Genomic DNA, 12,734 nt, shown 5'->3' with positions numbered 1-12,734 from the left:
AAAGGCCCCTTAATCGGGGCCTTTGTCGTTTATGCCTGTTGGACGGCATGACCTTTGCTGTGAATCTGTCTACAAGAGTGCCATCAAATTAATGGCGTCAGACGTAGAGGGATTTCAAAGTGTCGGCCGTTCTCTCACTGTTACAAAGCCGTTTGCTGCGGCCCGTGTTCGTTACCTTGGGTATCGCCCTTTTGGTGCAGGTGTTGGTGGCCGTTGCCCTGACGCGGAGCACCGTCACGGCGCTGGAAGCGGATCTGGCGACGCGCCTGGGAACCGACAGCCAAAAGCTGTCCGGCGAACTGGAGCAGGCCGGGCGGGAAGTCACTTCCAGTCTCGACGCTTTGTCTGCCAGTACCCGGCAGCGACTCACCGCTGGCCTGTCTTCACGCCTGAAGGAAGAGCAGGCGCAACTGCGTGCCACGCTGGAAAAGGACCTCAAGGACTCCGCCAACGATATGGCGCAGTTGCTCGCCTCCGTTGCTCCGCGGGCGATGTGGGACAGCGACGTACCGACCCTGTCGGAATTTGCCCGCCGCGCCCAGCGCAATCCCAACGTGCTGTTCGTGGTGTATGACGATGCCACCGGCCAGCACCTGACCCGTTACCTGAACCGGGAAAACCCAATCAACAAGGCCTTGCTGGAGAAGGGGCAGGGTGAGCGGGCGCTGGATAAAGTCCTCGATGCAGCGAAAAACGATCCCTCGGTGTATTACCTCGAGGCGTCGATCAATCCCAACGGTGTGGAGATCGGCAAGGTGCTAATGGGCGTTTCCACAGCCTCGGTGGAAACCGATCTGGTCGAACTCGACAAACGTTTCTCGGCGCTGATCGCCAGCAGCGATCAACTGGTCGGTGACAGCCTCAAAGGCGCCGCAGCGGACAGTGCGAAAGCCATGCAGGCGCGCCTGCAGTCGGCGCAGTCCACGGCTGGCGAGATGAAAGCCAATACCGCGCAAACCGTTCAAGACGCAGCGGCGACTCTGCGCTGGCGCATCGGCCTGGGCTTGTCGCTGGTCGGATGTGCGGTGTTGCTGTTGCTGGCGGTGGTGTTGGGTCATCGCGTGGTCAATCGCCTGAAAATGCTCAATGCGGCGATGGACGATCTGGCGGCGGGCGAGGGCGATCTGACCAAGCGTGTACAGATCAACAGCAAGGATGAAATCGGCGACATGGCCTCGGCGGTCAACCGCTTTGTGGACAAGTTGCAGCCGATCGTGCGCGAGGCGGGTGATGTAGCGCAGCGCACCGGCGTCGAGATTGGCGCGATGACTCTGCGCAACGCCGGCGCCGATGCGGCTGCCGGCATGCAGCGCGATGAAGTTGCCGAGAGCCTGCGCGCGTTGTCGCAAATGGCCGACGAGGCGCAATCGGAAAGTCATGCGATGCAGGCCGCACTCAAGCAAGTGGTGGAGATCCGTCAGGCGACTGATGAAAACACCCGCACTTCGGCCAAAGTCGGCGGTCTGATCGAAGCGCTGGCCGGGCAGGTCGACACCGGAGCGAAAGTCATCGAGCGGCTGGCGCAGCAGAGTGAACAGATTGAAGTGGTGCTGACGGTGATCCACGGCATCGCTGAGCAGACCAACCTGTTGGCCTTGAACGCGGCGATTGAAGCGGCGCGCGCGGGCGAGACCGGCCGCGGCTTCGCCGTGGTGGCGGATGAAGTACGCGCACTGGCGAGCAAAACGCAAAGCTCCACCGGCGATATCCAGGCACACATCGTCGCGTTGCAGCAGGGCGCGCGCGAAGCGGTCGAGGCTATCGGGCAGGCCGGGCGTCAGGCCAGTGAGGGCTTGCTGGTGTTGCGTGATAGTGCTCGACTGCAGCAGTCGGTGCAGGCCTCGGTTGAACAGGTGCACGCGGCGATTGGCCTCGCGACACAAGCGGCAGCGCATCAGGCGCAGGGTGCGCAGGCAGTTCGCGGGCGGGTCGAGACGATTCACGCCCAGGCTGAAAAAGCCGCGCAGGCGGTGGTGGAAACCACGGCCAGTGGCAAGGTGCTGGATGGTCTGGCGGCGCAGCTAAAAGCGAGCCTGGGGCAGTTCAGGGCTTGATGGTGGCTGGGCTGGCCTCTTCGCGAGCAGGCTCGCTCCCCCAGGGAAACTCAATCCATTGTGGGAGCGAGCCTGCTCGCGAAAGCGGTATTAACGGCTCAGATACATCCGCGTCGTGAGCAGATAAACCGGCAACCCCGACACCACAATCAACAACGCCGCATAAGGCGCCGCCGCCGCGAACTCGACATTCGCCGTATGCGCCCAGACCTCAGTCGCCAGCGTATTGAGTCCGGTCGGACTCAACAGCAGCGTCGCCGTCAATTCCTTCATCGCATCGAGAAACACCAACGCAAACGCCGCGCCCAGTGCCGGGAAAATGATTGGCAGTGTCACCCGGCAAAAAGCCGAGAACGACGAAGCCCCTAGCGTGCGCGCCGCCTCCTCAAGCTGGGGTGCAGCCTTGTTCAGCGCGGTGCGGATCGGCGCCTGCGCCAGCGGCAGAAACAGCAGTGCATAAGCAATCAGCAGCAGTCCCGAGGTCTGATACAGCACCGGCACGTAGTGCAGGGCGAAATACACCAGCGTCAGGGCAATTACCAGTCCCGGCAGCGCGTGCAGCAGATACGGCAGACGCTCGGCCCAGATCGCCAGTTGGCCTTTGTAGCGCACCACCAGCAGTCCTACCGGAACCGCCAATACGAGACACAGCGCCGCGCCGCCCAGTGACAATGCCAGCGATGACAACAGCGCTTCGGTAATCGCCGCGACCGGAAACGCCGCAGAAGAGCCAACCGCCAGCCAGTAAGCGAGCATTCCCAGTGGAATCCCGCTGCCGACAATCGCCAACGCCAGGCAATACAACTGACCGAGTGCCGCCCATGGTCCCAGGTGGACCTGTTCGGCCTGGCGCGCTGCGCCCTGGCCGGTGCGCACATGCCGGCCCTTGCCACGCACGCGCAGTTCCAGCCACAGCAACAGCAGGCACAGCGCGAGCAGTACTGCCGAGAGCATCGCCGCGTTGGCGTTGCTGAATTCCAGCTCGAACTGCTGATAGATCGCCGTGGTGAAAGTTTGCAGGCCAATGATCGACAGCGCGCCGAACTCCACCAGCATGTGCAGCGCAATCAACAGCGAGCCGGCCAAAAGCGATGGCCACAGCAGCGGCAAGGTCACGCGGAAAAACACGCCCCAACGATTCTGCCCCAGTGTGCGTGCGGACTCCTCGAGTGAAGGATCAAGGTTGCGCAACGTCGCCGCGACCGGCAAGAAAATCAGCGGATACTTCGACAGGCTCATCACCAGAATGGCCCCGCCGAGGCCTTCGAACTGTGCGCTCAGCGAAACCCAGGTAAAGCTGCTGACAAACGCCGGCACTGCGAACGGCAGGCATAGAATCACGCCCCACAAACGCCGCCCCGGCAGATTGCTGCGTTCCAGCAGCCAGGCCAGCGACAGGCCGATCACGCCGCAAGTGAGCGTCACACCGACCATCAACGCCAGGGTGTTGCGCAACAAGCCAAACACATACGGGCGCCACAGCAAATGCAGCGCCTCGGCCCAACCCGCCTGCCACGCCTTGAGCCCGACATAGGCCAGCGGCAACAGGCTCAACACCACCAGCAGCAACACGGGTAGCAGCAGCCAGATTGATGGCCGTTTGCGTTTTGGCACGTAACCCCCGCGCGCGGCGGGGGCGGATAACGATGCTGTCATCAGTTCAAGCCAACTTCGCGTTCCAGTTCCAGCGCTTCCTCGGCATTGCCCAGATCGGCCGGCGTCACGTTCGGTGCTTCCAGCTCGCTGAATGGCTTGAGCCCGCGATCCGATTCCATGCCTTTGTGCAGCGGATATTCGGCGGTGGTCTGGGTGATCACGCGCTGACCTTCTTCGCTGGCCATGTAGGCGAGGAATTGCTGGGCTTCTTTTGGATGTTTGCTGGATTTCAGCACCGCAGCGCTGGATACAGTGATCAGGCCGCCAGCGTCACCGCCGGTGAAGTAGTGCAGTTGCGAATCGAGCTGGCCTTTTTCCCGTTGCAGGGCGAACCAGTAGTAGTTGTTCACCAGTACGGTGGCGACTTCGCCGTTTTCCACGGCTTTGAGCGCGACCATGTTGTTGCTGTAAGTCTTGCCGAACGCGCGCAGGCCGGTCAGCCATTCTTCGGCGGCGTCACGCCCGTGCAGCTTGATGATCGCCACGGCCTGTTCCTGGAATGCGCCGCTGGTCGGCACGAAACCCACCTTGCCTTGCCATTGCGGCTCGGAAAATTCCATCACCGATTTCGGCAGGTCTTTTTCGTCGATCAGTTTCGGATTGAACGCAACCACGCGCACACGAGCGGTGACGCCGATCCAGGTACCGTTGGCGGCGACGTATTTTTCCGGCAATACCGCGAGAGTTGCGTCATCGGCCTTGGCCAGCAGTCCTTGTTCGCCGAGGTTGTTCAGCGGCGGCGACTCTTCGGTGTAGATCACGTCGGCGGGGGAGCGGTCGCCTTCTTCAATGATCTGGCTGGCGAGCTGATTGCTGCTGCCTTTACGAACGTTGACATGAATGCCGGTCTTGGCTTCGAAAGCCTTGGCGATCGCATCGCCGACTTCTTTGTGCTGGCCGTTGTACAGGGTCAGGGAAACCGCATCGGCTGCCTGGGTGAGGGGAGTGGCGAGCGCCAGGCCGAGGAGGGTGAAGGTCAGGCCTCGGCGCAGGGTATTTCGAAACGTCATTCGCAGGGTTCCTCACTGTCGCATTGCAAAAACTTGCAACAATGATAAACGATATTGTTTCTCAAGTGCGCTTCGCGGTCCGATCGGCACGTGGGGTGTGAGTTGGAATTTACGGAAGCCAGAAACGCAAAAACCCGCTTTCGCGGGTTTCTGTGAAATTCAAGGCCTGAACCTTGGATTTGAATTGGTGCCCAGAAGAAGACTCGAACTTCCACGACCGTAAGGTCACCAGCACCTGAAGCTGGCGTGTCTACCAATTTCACCATCTGGGCAATCATCTCGAGCGTTGCCGCTGTTGATGTGGCGCACTATACGGAGCGCATTTTGATCTGTAAACCCCTGATTTAATTTTAATAAATCGGTTTTAAGAAAACCCGGGCTTAGAATGCAAAAAACCCGCTTTCGCGGGTTTTGTGTGAGCCTTGAAACTGATCTAGTCTCAAGCTCGAAATTGGTGCCCAGAAGAAGACTCGAACTTCCACGACCGTAAGGTCACCAGCACCTGAAGCTGGCGTGTCTACCAATTTCACCATCTGGGCAGTATCGTCAACGCATCTGCGTCGTCAATGGCGCGCACTATACGGAGGGTCTTTTTGGCTGTAAACCCCTGTCGGCAAAAAATATGATTTTTTTTACCGGTGGTGGTCAAAATGGCTTTCGGACGGCAGATCATGGCATCAGTTGCGCCTTATATAGCCGGAAATTTCCCGTTTCATGGCGCCTATGCCAAACTAACCCGCATATAGACAAGGTGAAAACTCTCTAATGGCCGATTGGCAGTCCCTCGATCCCGAGGCCGCTCGTGAAGCGGAAAAATACGAAAACCCTATTCCTAGCCGCGAACTGATCCTGGCGCATCTCGCCGATCGTGGTTCGCCGGCTGCCCGCGAGCAACTGGTCGAAGAGTTCGGTCTGACGACCGAAGACCAGATCGAAGCCCTGCGCCGCCGTCTGCGCGCCATGGAGCGCGACGCTCAACTGATCTACACCCGTCGTGGCACCTATGCGCCAGTGGACAAGCTCGATCTGATCCTCGGTCGCATCAGCGGTCACCGTGACGGTTTCGGCTTCCTGGTGCCGGACGACGGCAGCGACGACCTGTTCATGAGCCCGGCGCAAATGCGTCTGGTGTTCGATGGCGACCGTGCGCTGGCGCGTGTTTCCGGCCTCGACCGTCGCGGTCGTCGCGAGGGTGTGATCGTTGAAGTGGTGTCCCGCGCCCACGAAACTATCGTCGGTCGTTACTTCGAAGAAGGCGGCATCGGCTTCGTGGTTGCCGACAACCCGAAGATCCAGCAGGAAGTGCTGGTTACGCCGGGCCGCAACGCCAACGCGCAGATCGGTCAGTTCGTCGAGGTGAAAATCACCCACTGGCCAACGCCGCGCTTCCAGCCGCAAGGCGATGTGGTCGAAGTGGTCGGCAACTACATGGCGCCGGGCATGGAGATCGATGTCGCCCTGCGTACCTACGACATTCCGCACGTCTGGCCTGAAGCCGTACTGAAGGAAGCCGGCAAGCTCAAGCCGGAAGTTGAAGAAAAAGACAAAGAGAAGCGCATTGACCTGCGCCATCTGCCGTTCGTCACCATCGACGGCGAAGATGCCCGCGACTTCGATGACGCGGTTTACTGCGAAGCCAAACCGGGCAAGCTGCGTCTGTTTTCCGGCGGCTGGAAGTTGTACGTGGCGATTGCCGACGTTTCCAGTTACGTGAAAATCGGTTCGGCGCTGGACAACGAAGCGCAGGTGCGCGGCAACTCGGTGTACTTCCCCGAGCGCGTGATTCCGATGCTGCCGGAGCAATTGTCCAACGGCCTGTGCTCGCTGAACCCGCAGGTTGATCGTCTGGCCATGGTCTGCGAGATGACCATCTCCAAGTCTGGCGAAATGACCGACTACTGCTTCTATGAGGCGGTGATTCACTCCCACGCCCGTCTGACCTACAACAAGGTCAGCGCGATGCTGGAAACGCCGAAGGTGGCCGAAGCGCGCAAGCTGCGCGGCGAGTACACCGACGTCGTGCCGCATCTGAAGCAGCTTTACGCGCTGTACAAAGTATTGCTGGCGGCCCGTCACGTACGTGGTGCTATTGATTTCGAAACGCAGGAAACCCGGATCATCTTCGGTTCCGAGCGCAAGATCGCCGAAATCCGTCCGACTATCCGCAACGACGCGCACAAGCTGATCGAGGAATGCATGCTGGCGGCCAACGTGGCCACCGCCGAATTCCTCAAGAAGCACGAAATTCCTGCGTTGTATCGCGTTCACGCCGGTCCGCCGCCGGAGCGTCTGGAAAAACTGCGCGCGTTCCTGGGCGAGCTTGGCCTGTCCCTGCATAAAGGCAAGGACGGTCCGTCGCCGAAGGACTACCAGGCCTTGTTGGCGGGCATCAAGGATCGTCCGGATTTTCATCTGATCCAGACCGTCATGCTGCGCTCGCTGAGCCAGGCGGTGTACAGCGCTGAAAACGATGGCCACTTCGGCCTGAATTACGAAGCCTATACCCACTTCACTTCGCCGATCCGTCGTTATCCGGACCTGCTGACGCACCGCGCGATCCGCAGCGTGATCCATTCGAAGCAGGATACCCCGCACGTTCGCCGTGCCGGTGCGATGACCATTCCGAAGGCGCGTATCTATCCGTACGACGAAGCGGCGCTGGAACAGCTCGGCGAGCAATGCTCGATGAGCGAACGCCGCGCCGACGAAGCGACGCGCGACGTAGTGAACTGGCTCAAGTGCGAGTTCATGAAGGATCGCGTCGGCGAGTCGTTCCCGGGCGTGATCACCGCGGTGACCGGTTTTGGTCTGTTCGTCGAACTGACCGATATCTACGTCGAAGGCCTGGTGCACGTGACTGCGCTGCCGGGTGATTACTACCACTTCGACCCTGTGCATCACCGCTTGGCAGGCGAACGCACCGGTCGCAGCTTCCGCCTCGGCGATACCGTTGAAGTGCGGGTTATGCGCGTCGATCTCGACGAGCGCAAGATCGACTTCGAGATGGCAGAAAAAACCATCAGCGCGCCGATCGGTCGGAAAAAGCGTGGCGCTGAAACCGCTGCACCGGCTGCCAGGGTTTCGGAAGACAAGGCTCCGGCGAAAAGCGCCAGCCGCCGTCCGGCCAAGGAAAAGGTTGCCGAAGCCTATCGCCCGAGCGACGCTGTGGCGAAAAACGCCGAGCTGCGTAAAAGCCGCGAAATGAAGAAGGCCTTGCTCGCCGATGCGAAAAGCGGTGGTAAAGCGGCGTCTGGGGGAAAGACCGGACGGTCGGCGCCTGACAAGGTGACCGGCGGCAAGCCAGCCAAACCGAGCAAGCACCGCAAGGGCCCGCCAAAAGCGGGTTCCGCTCCAGCCAAAAGTGGCGGAGCCCGTAAACCGAAGGCGAAGTCATGAGTCAGTTGGAAAAAATCTACGGCGTTCACGCGGTAGAAGCTTTGCTGCGTCACCACCCGAAACGCGTCAAGCAGATCTGGCTGGCGGAAAGCCGCAACGATCCGCGTGTGCAGACTCTGGTTGAGCTGGCCAACGAAAATCGTGTTCAGGTCGGCCAGGCCGAGCGCCGCGAAATGGACGCCTGGGTCGAAGGCGTGCACCAGGGTGTGGTAGCGGAAGTGAGTCCGAGCCAGGTCTGGGGCGAAGCGATGCTCGACGAGTTGCTCGATCGCACCGAAGGCGCGCCGCTGCTGCTGGTGCTTGATGGCGTGACCGACCCGCACAACCTCGGCGCCTGCCTGCGCTCGGCCGATGCGGCTGGCGCGCTGGCGGTGATCGTACCGAAAGACAAGTCGGCGACCCTGACGCCTGTGGTGCGTAAAGTTGCTTGCGGCGCGGCGGAAGTAATCCCGCTGGTGGCGGTTACCAACCTCGCTCGTACGCTGGAGAAACTGCAGCAGCGCGGCCTGTGGGTAGTCGGTACGGCGGGGGAGGCCGAAGTCAGCATTTATGACCAGGACCTGACCGGCCCGACCATTCTGATCATGGGCGCCGAAGGCAAAGGCATGCGTCGCCTGACTCGCGAACATTGCGACTATCTGGTGAACCTGCCGATGGCTGGCAGCGTCAGCAGTCTCAACGTCTCCGTGGCAACGGGCGTCTGCCTGTTCGAAGCCCAGCGCCAGCGTGGCGCCAAAGCGCGCGCTTCGCGCAAGCCATAAGCTGCAAGCCTCAAGCCTCAAGTCAAAAGCGGTCCGCTTGCAGCTTGAGGCTTGTAGCTCATAGCTGCTGTTCATTTATTCACCAATTACCTTGCACCCCCGCGGTCCCTTCTCTACAATTGCGCCCCTTGCTGTGGCGGCAGGCACGCATGTGCCCCGGGCCAGCAAGTCCATAAGTGTCATTCACTCCTTGTCTGACCGTTTTTGAGCGGCAGGCTACAACCCGTAAGGAGCATTCATGCGTCATTACGAAATCATCTTTCTGGTCCACCCGGATCAGAGCGAGCAAGTCGGCGGCATGGTTGAGCGTTACACCAAGCTGATCGAAGAAGACGGCGGCAAAATCCACCGTCTGGAAGATTGGGGCCGTCGTCAACTGGCCTACGCAATCAACAATGTTCACAAGGCTCACTACGTGATGCTGAACGTTGAGTGCACTGGCAAGGCCCTGGCCGAGCTGGAAGACAACTTCCGCTACAACGATGCAGTGATCCGTAACCTGGTCATCCGTCGCGACGAAGCCGTTACTGGCCAGTCCGAGATGCTCAAGGCTGAAGAAAACCGCAGTGAGCGCCGTGAGCGTCGCGACCGTCCTGAGCACGAAGGCGCCGAAGGCACCGACAGTGATGACAGCGACAACAGCGATAACGCTGACGAGTAATCCACGGACCTTATTAAGGAGCCTATCAAATGGCACGTTTCTTCCGTCGTCGTAAATTCTGCCGCTTCACCGCTGAAGACGTGAAAGAGATCGATTACAAAGATCTCAACACTCTGAAAGCCTACGTATCCGAGACCGGCAAAATCGTTCCAAGCCGCATCACCGGTACCAAAGCTCGTTATCAGCGTCAGCTGGCCACCGCTATCAAGCGCGCCCGCTTCCTGGCCCTGCTGGCCTACACCGACAGCCACGGCCGCTGAGACCGGGCAGTCGACAAGTAGCAAAGGATTGAATGCATGCGCGCCTTAGCTGAGTTCATCATGCGCGGCCGTATGCAGGCCACTCTCGTGGTGGCCGGATGTGCAACATTGCCGTTGTTGTATTGGTTGGGTGCTGCCGCGGGGAGCCTTGTGCTGCTGCGGCGCGGTCTGACGGACGCCCTGGGTGTTCTGTCTCTGGGGCTGCTGCCGGCGTTAGTCTGGTGGCTGTATGCCGATGACCCACGGGCACTTCTGGTGCTGCTGGGGTCTTCGGGGCTTGCGCTGGTTTTGCGCGCAAGCGAGTCCTGGGTCCGTACGCTGCTGGTCAGCGTAGCAATGGGCGTGGTGTTTTCAGTGGTGCTCGGGGTCGCGTTTGCGGCCCAGATCGAGATGCTCGCGCAGGCCTTGATAAAGGTCATGCCAGCGCTTCTCGGTGAAACCTACAAGCAATTGTCGGTGGATGAGCAAGCGCGTTTCGCGTCCCTGATCGCACCCGTCCTGACCGGACTGATTGCGGCATTGTTGCAAATCGTCAGCGTGCTGAGCCTGATTGTCGGGCGGCATTGGCAGGCGTTGTTGTACAACCCGGGCGGTTTTGGTCGCGAGTTTCGCGCCATCCGCATTCCGCTGGGGCCGGCGATGTTACTGCTGGCGTTGATGCTTCTGGGCCCGAATCTCGGTGCACAGATGGCCATGTTGACGCCGTTGTGCAGTGTACCGCTGGTGTTCGCCGGGCTGGCCCTGATTCACGGGCTGGTCGGGCAGAAGCGACTGGCCGGTTTCTGGCTGGTGGGGTTGTACGTCACGCTGCTGTTGTTCATGCAGCTGATCTATCCGTTGCTCGTGGTTCTGGCCATTGTCGACAGCCTGATTGATTTTCGCGGTCGTCACGTGTCGAAAGACACCGACAGCGCGAACGGTGAAGGTTAAAAGTTAGAGGATTTTCACATGCAACTGATCCTTCTGGAAAAAATCGCCAACCTGGGCAACCTGGGCGACAAAGTAAACGTTAAGGCCGGTTACGGCCGTAACTACCTGCTGCCTTTCGGCAAGGCTACCGCTGCGACCGCTGCCAACCTGGCTGCGTTCGAAGAGCGTCGCGCCGAGCTGGAAAAAGCCGCCGCAGACCGTAAGGCATCGGCTGAAAGCCGTGCTGCCCAACTGGCCGAGCTGGAAGTGACCATCACTGCCACCGCTGGCGACGAAGGCAAGCTGTTCGGTTCGATCGGTACTCACGACATCGCTGACGCACTGACCGCTTCCGGCGTTGAAGTGCAGAAGAGCGAAGTTCGTCTGCCGAACGGCACCATCCGCAACGTGGGTGAATTCGACGTAGCCGTGCACCTGCACGCCGAAGTTGAAGCCACCGTACGCGTTGTCGTGGTAGCAGCTTAAGCAACACCGGATCGGCTGGCGGCTTGTCCGTCAGGCGGTTAACATCGGGCACGATCCTGTTTACAGGTCGTGCCCTTTGTCTTTCTGAATTCCTGCTTTTCACCTGATTATCAAGTGGCCATGAACGATATCTCCGCTCCCGAGCAATACGATCTGCAAACCGCTGCCCTGAAGGTGCCGCCACATTCCATCGAGGCCGAACAGGCCGTACTCGGCGGTTTGATGCTGGACAACAACGCCTGGGAACGCGTGCTTGATCAAGTCTCCGACGGCGATTTCTATCGACATGACCACCGCCTGATCTTCCGTGCGATCGCCAAACTGGCCGATCAGAACATGCCGATCGACGTCGTGACCCTGTCCGAACAACTGGACAAGGAAGGTCAGACGTCCCAGGTGGGCGGTCTCGGTTATCTCGGCGAGCTGGCGAAAAACACGCCATCGGTCGCCAACATCAAGGCCTATGCGCAAATCGTCCGCCAACGTGCGACGTTGCGCCAGTTGATCGGCATCAGTACCGAAATCGCCGACAGCGCCTTCAACCCTGAAGGCCGTACCGCTGAAGAGATCCTCGACGAAGCCGAGCGGCAGATCTTCCAGATCGCCGAGGCGCGGCCGAAGACCGGCGGCCCGGTTGGCGTCAACGAGCTGTTGACCAAGGCCATCGATCGTATCGACACCTTGTTCAACACCGACAATGCCATCACCGGCCTGTCCACCGGCTACACCGACCTCGACGAAAAGACCAGCGGCCTGCAACCGGCCGACTTGATCATCGTCGCCGGCCGACCGTCGATGGGCAAGACCACCTTCGCGATGAACCTGGTGGAAAACGCCGTGTTGCGCAGCGAGAAAGCCGTCCTGGTGTACTCCCTCGAGATGCCAGGCGAATCGCTGATCATGCGTATGCTCTCGTCGCTCGGCCGTATCGACCAGACCAAGGTGCGTTCCGGCCAACTGGAAGACGACGACTGGCCGCGCCTGACTTCGGCGGTCAACCTGCTCAACGACCGCAAGCTGTTCATCGATGACACCGCCGGCATCAGCCCGTCGGAAATGCGCGCGCGGACCCGACGACTGGTGCGTGAGCACGGTGACGTCGGCCTGATCATGATCGACTATCTGCAACTGATGCAGATCCCGGGCTCCAGTGGTGATAACCGCACCAACGAAATTTCCGAGATCTCTCGATCCCTGAAAGCCCTGGCCAAGGAATTCAACTGTCCGGTAGTGGCCCTGTCGCAGCTCAACCGCTCCCTCGAACAGCGCCCGAACAAGCGCCCGGTGAACTCCGACTTGCGTGAATCCGGTGCAATCGAGCAGGACGCCGACGTGATCATGTTCGTATACCGGGACGAGGTGTACCACCCGGAAACCGAGCACAAAGGCATCGCCGAAATCATTATCGGCAAGCAGCGTAACGGTCCGATCGGCTTTATCCGCCTGGCGTTCATCGGTAAATACACCCGTTTCGAGAACCTCGCGCCGGGTAGCTACAACTTCGACGACGACGAGTAAGGGCTGGCCGAACACCGTCGGTC

Annotated in this window: 10 protein-coding genes and 2 tRNA genes; 8 read left to right on the top strand and 4 right to left on the bottom strand. The window is 60.1% G+C overall.

Features of this window, described 5'->3' with window-relative positions; translation table 11 throughout:
• Positions 1-119: 119 nt before the first annotated feature.
• Entirely contained in the window at positions 120-2,054 is a 1,935-nt protein-coding gene (locus V6F91_RS13660) for a methyl-accepting chemotaxis protein (RefSeq protein WP_332765222.1), read from the top strand.
• A 90-nt stretch (positions 2,055-2,144) separates the two neighbouring features.
• Here the strand turns inward: V6F91_RS13660 and V6F91_RS13655 are convergent, their stop codons facing one another.
• From V6F91_RS13655 to V6F91_RS13640, 4 genes are all read right to left on the bottom strand, one after another.
• Positions 2,145-3,710, bottom strand: coding sequence for an iron ABC transporter permease (locus V6F91_RS13655; RefSeq protein WP_332765220.1), 1,566 nt, complete (start codon positions 3,708-3,710; stop codon positions 2,145-2,147).
• A complete protein-coding gene (locus V6F91_RS13650) occupies positions 3,710-4,720 on the bottom strand; it encodes an extracellular solute-binding protein (RefSeq protein WP_332765218.1) in 1,011 nt (336 codons plus the stop codon). The genes V6F91_RS13655 and V6F91_RS13650 overlap by 1 nt, the downstream gene beginning before the upstream one ends.
• Positions 4,721-4,905: 185 nt before the next feature.
• Positions 4,906-4,992, bottom strand: a tRNA-Leu gene (locus V6F91_RS13645).
• A 180-nt stretch (positions 4,993-5,172) separates the two neighbouring features.
• Positions 5,173-5,259: transfer RNA gene (locus V6F91_RS13640), tRNA-Leu, on the bottom strand.
• A 226-nt stretch (positions 5,260-5,485) separates the two neighbouring features.
• Between V6F91_RS13640 and rnr the strand changes: the two genes are divergently transcribed.
• The 7 genes from rnr (at position 5,486) to dnaB (ending at position 12,711) form a co-directional block, all read left to right on the top strand.
• Entirely contained in the window at positions 5,486-8,116 is a 2,631-nt protein-coding gene (gene rnr / locus V6F91_RS13635) for a ribonuclease R (RefSeq protein WP_332765216.1), read from the top strand.
• Complete coding sequence (rlmB, locus tag V6F91_RS13630) at positions 8,113-8,877, top strand: 23S rRNA (guanosine(2251)-2'-O)-methyltransferase RlmB (protein ID WP_090280791.1); 765 nt, start codon at positions 8,113-8,115, stop codon at positions 8,875-8,877. The genes rnr and rlmB overlap by 4 nt, the downstream gene beginning before the upstream one ends.
• 238 nt (positions 8,878-9,115) lie before the next feature.
• Complete coding sequence (gene rpsF, locus V6F91_RS13625) at positions 9,116-9,538, top strand: 30S ribosomal protein S6 (RefSeq protein WP_016771938.1); 423 nt, start codon at positions 9,116-9,118, stop codon at positions 9,536-9,538.
• Positions 9,539-9,567: 29 nt separating this feature from the next.
• Positions 9,568-9,798: a 30S ribosomal protein S18 gene (rpsR, locus tag V6F91_RS13620; protein WP_002551829.1), complete on the top strand. Its 231-nt coding sequence runs from the start codon at positions 9,568-9,570 to the stop codon at positions 9,796-9,798.
• Positions 9,799-9,834: 36 nt separating this feature from the next.
• A complete protein-coding gene (locus V6F91_RS13615) occupies positions 9,835-10,728 on the top strand; it encodes a hypothetical protein (RefSeq protein WP_332765211.1) in 894 nt (297 codons plus the stop codon).
• A gap of 18 nt (positions 10,729-10,746) precedes the next feature.
• Positions 10,747-11,193, top strand: coding sequence for a 50S ribosomal protein L9 (gene rplI, locus V6F91_RS13610; RefSeq protein ID WP_003221136.1), 447 nt, complete (start codon positions 10,747-10,749; stop codon positions 11,191-11,193).
• 120 nt (positions 11,194-11,313) lie between these two features.
• A complete protein-coding gene (dnaB, locus tag V6F91_RS13605) occupies positions 11,314-12,711 on the top strand; it encodes a replicative DNA helicase (protein ID WP_008016882.1) in 1,398 nt (465 codons plus the stop codon).
• The last annotated feature ends 23 nt before the right edge of the window (positions 12,712-12,734 follow it).

The organism is Pseudomonas koreensis, assembly GCF_036668835.1.
Lineage (GTDB): Bacteria > Pseudomonadota > Gammaproteobacteria > Pseudomonadales > Pseudomonadaceae > Aquipseudomonas > Aquipseudomonas koreensis_I.
Note: the sequence above shows the minus strand (reverse complement) of the source record. Positions and strands in the feature narration are given on the sequence as shown.

What these genes read in the sequence shown, in the direction of transcription:
- dnaB (WP_008016882.1), top strand. Translation starts at nt 11,314, where the DNA reads ATGAACGATATCTCCGCTCCCGAGCAATACGATCTGCAAACCGCTGCC.
- V6F91_RS13615 (WP_332765211.1), top strand. Translation starts at nt 9,835, where the DNA reads ATGCGCGCCTTAGCTGAGTTCATCATGCGCGGCCGTATGCAGGCCACT.
- rpsF (WP_016771938.1), top strand. Translation starts at nt 9,116, where the DNA reads ATGCGTCATTACGAAATCATCTTTCTGGTCCACCCGGATCAGAGCGAG.
- V6F91_RS13650 (WP_332765218.1), bottom strand. Translation starts at nt 4,720, where the DNA reads ATGACGTTTCGAAATACCCTGCGCCGAGGCCTGACCTTCACCCTCCTC.
- rplI (WP_003221136.1), top strand. Translation starts at nt 10,747, where the DNA reads ATGCAACTGATCCTTCTGGAAAAAATCGCCAACCTGGGCAACCTGGGC.
- rnr (WP_332765216.1), top strand. Translation starts at nt 5,486, where the DNA reads ATGGCCGATTGGCAGTCCCTCGATCCCGAGGCCGCTCGTGAAGCGGAA.
- rpsR (WP_002551829.1), top strand. Translation starts at nt 9,568, where the DNA reads ATGGCACGTTTCTTCCGTCGTCGTAAATTCTGCCGCTTCACCGCTGAA.
- V6F91_RS13655 (WP_332765220.1), bottom strand. Translation starts at nt 3,710, where the DNA reads ATGACAGCATCGTTATCCGCCCCCGCCGCGCGCGGGGGTTACGTGCCA.
- rlmB (WP_090280791.1), top strand. Translation starts at nt 8,113, where the DNA reads ATGAGTCAGTTGGAAAAAATCTACGGCGTTCACGCGGTAGAAGCTTTG.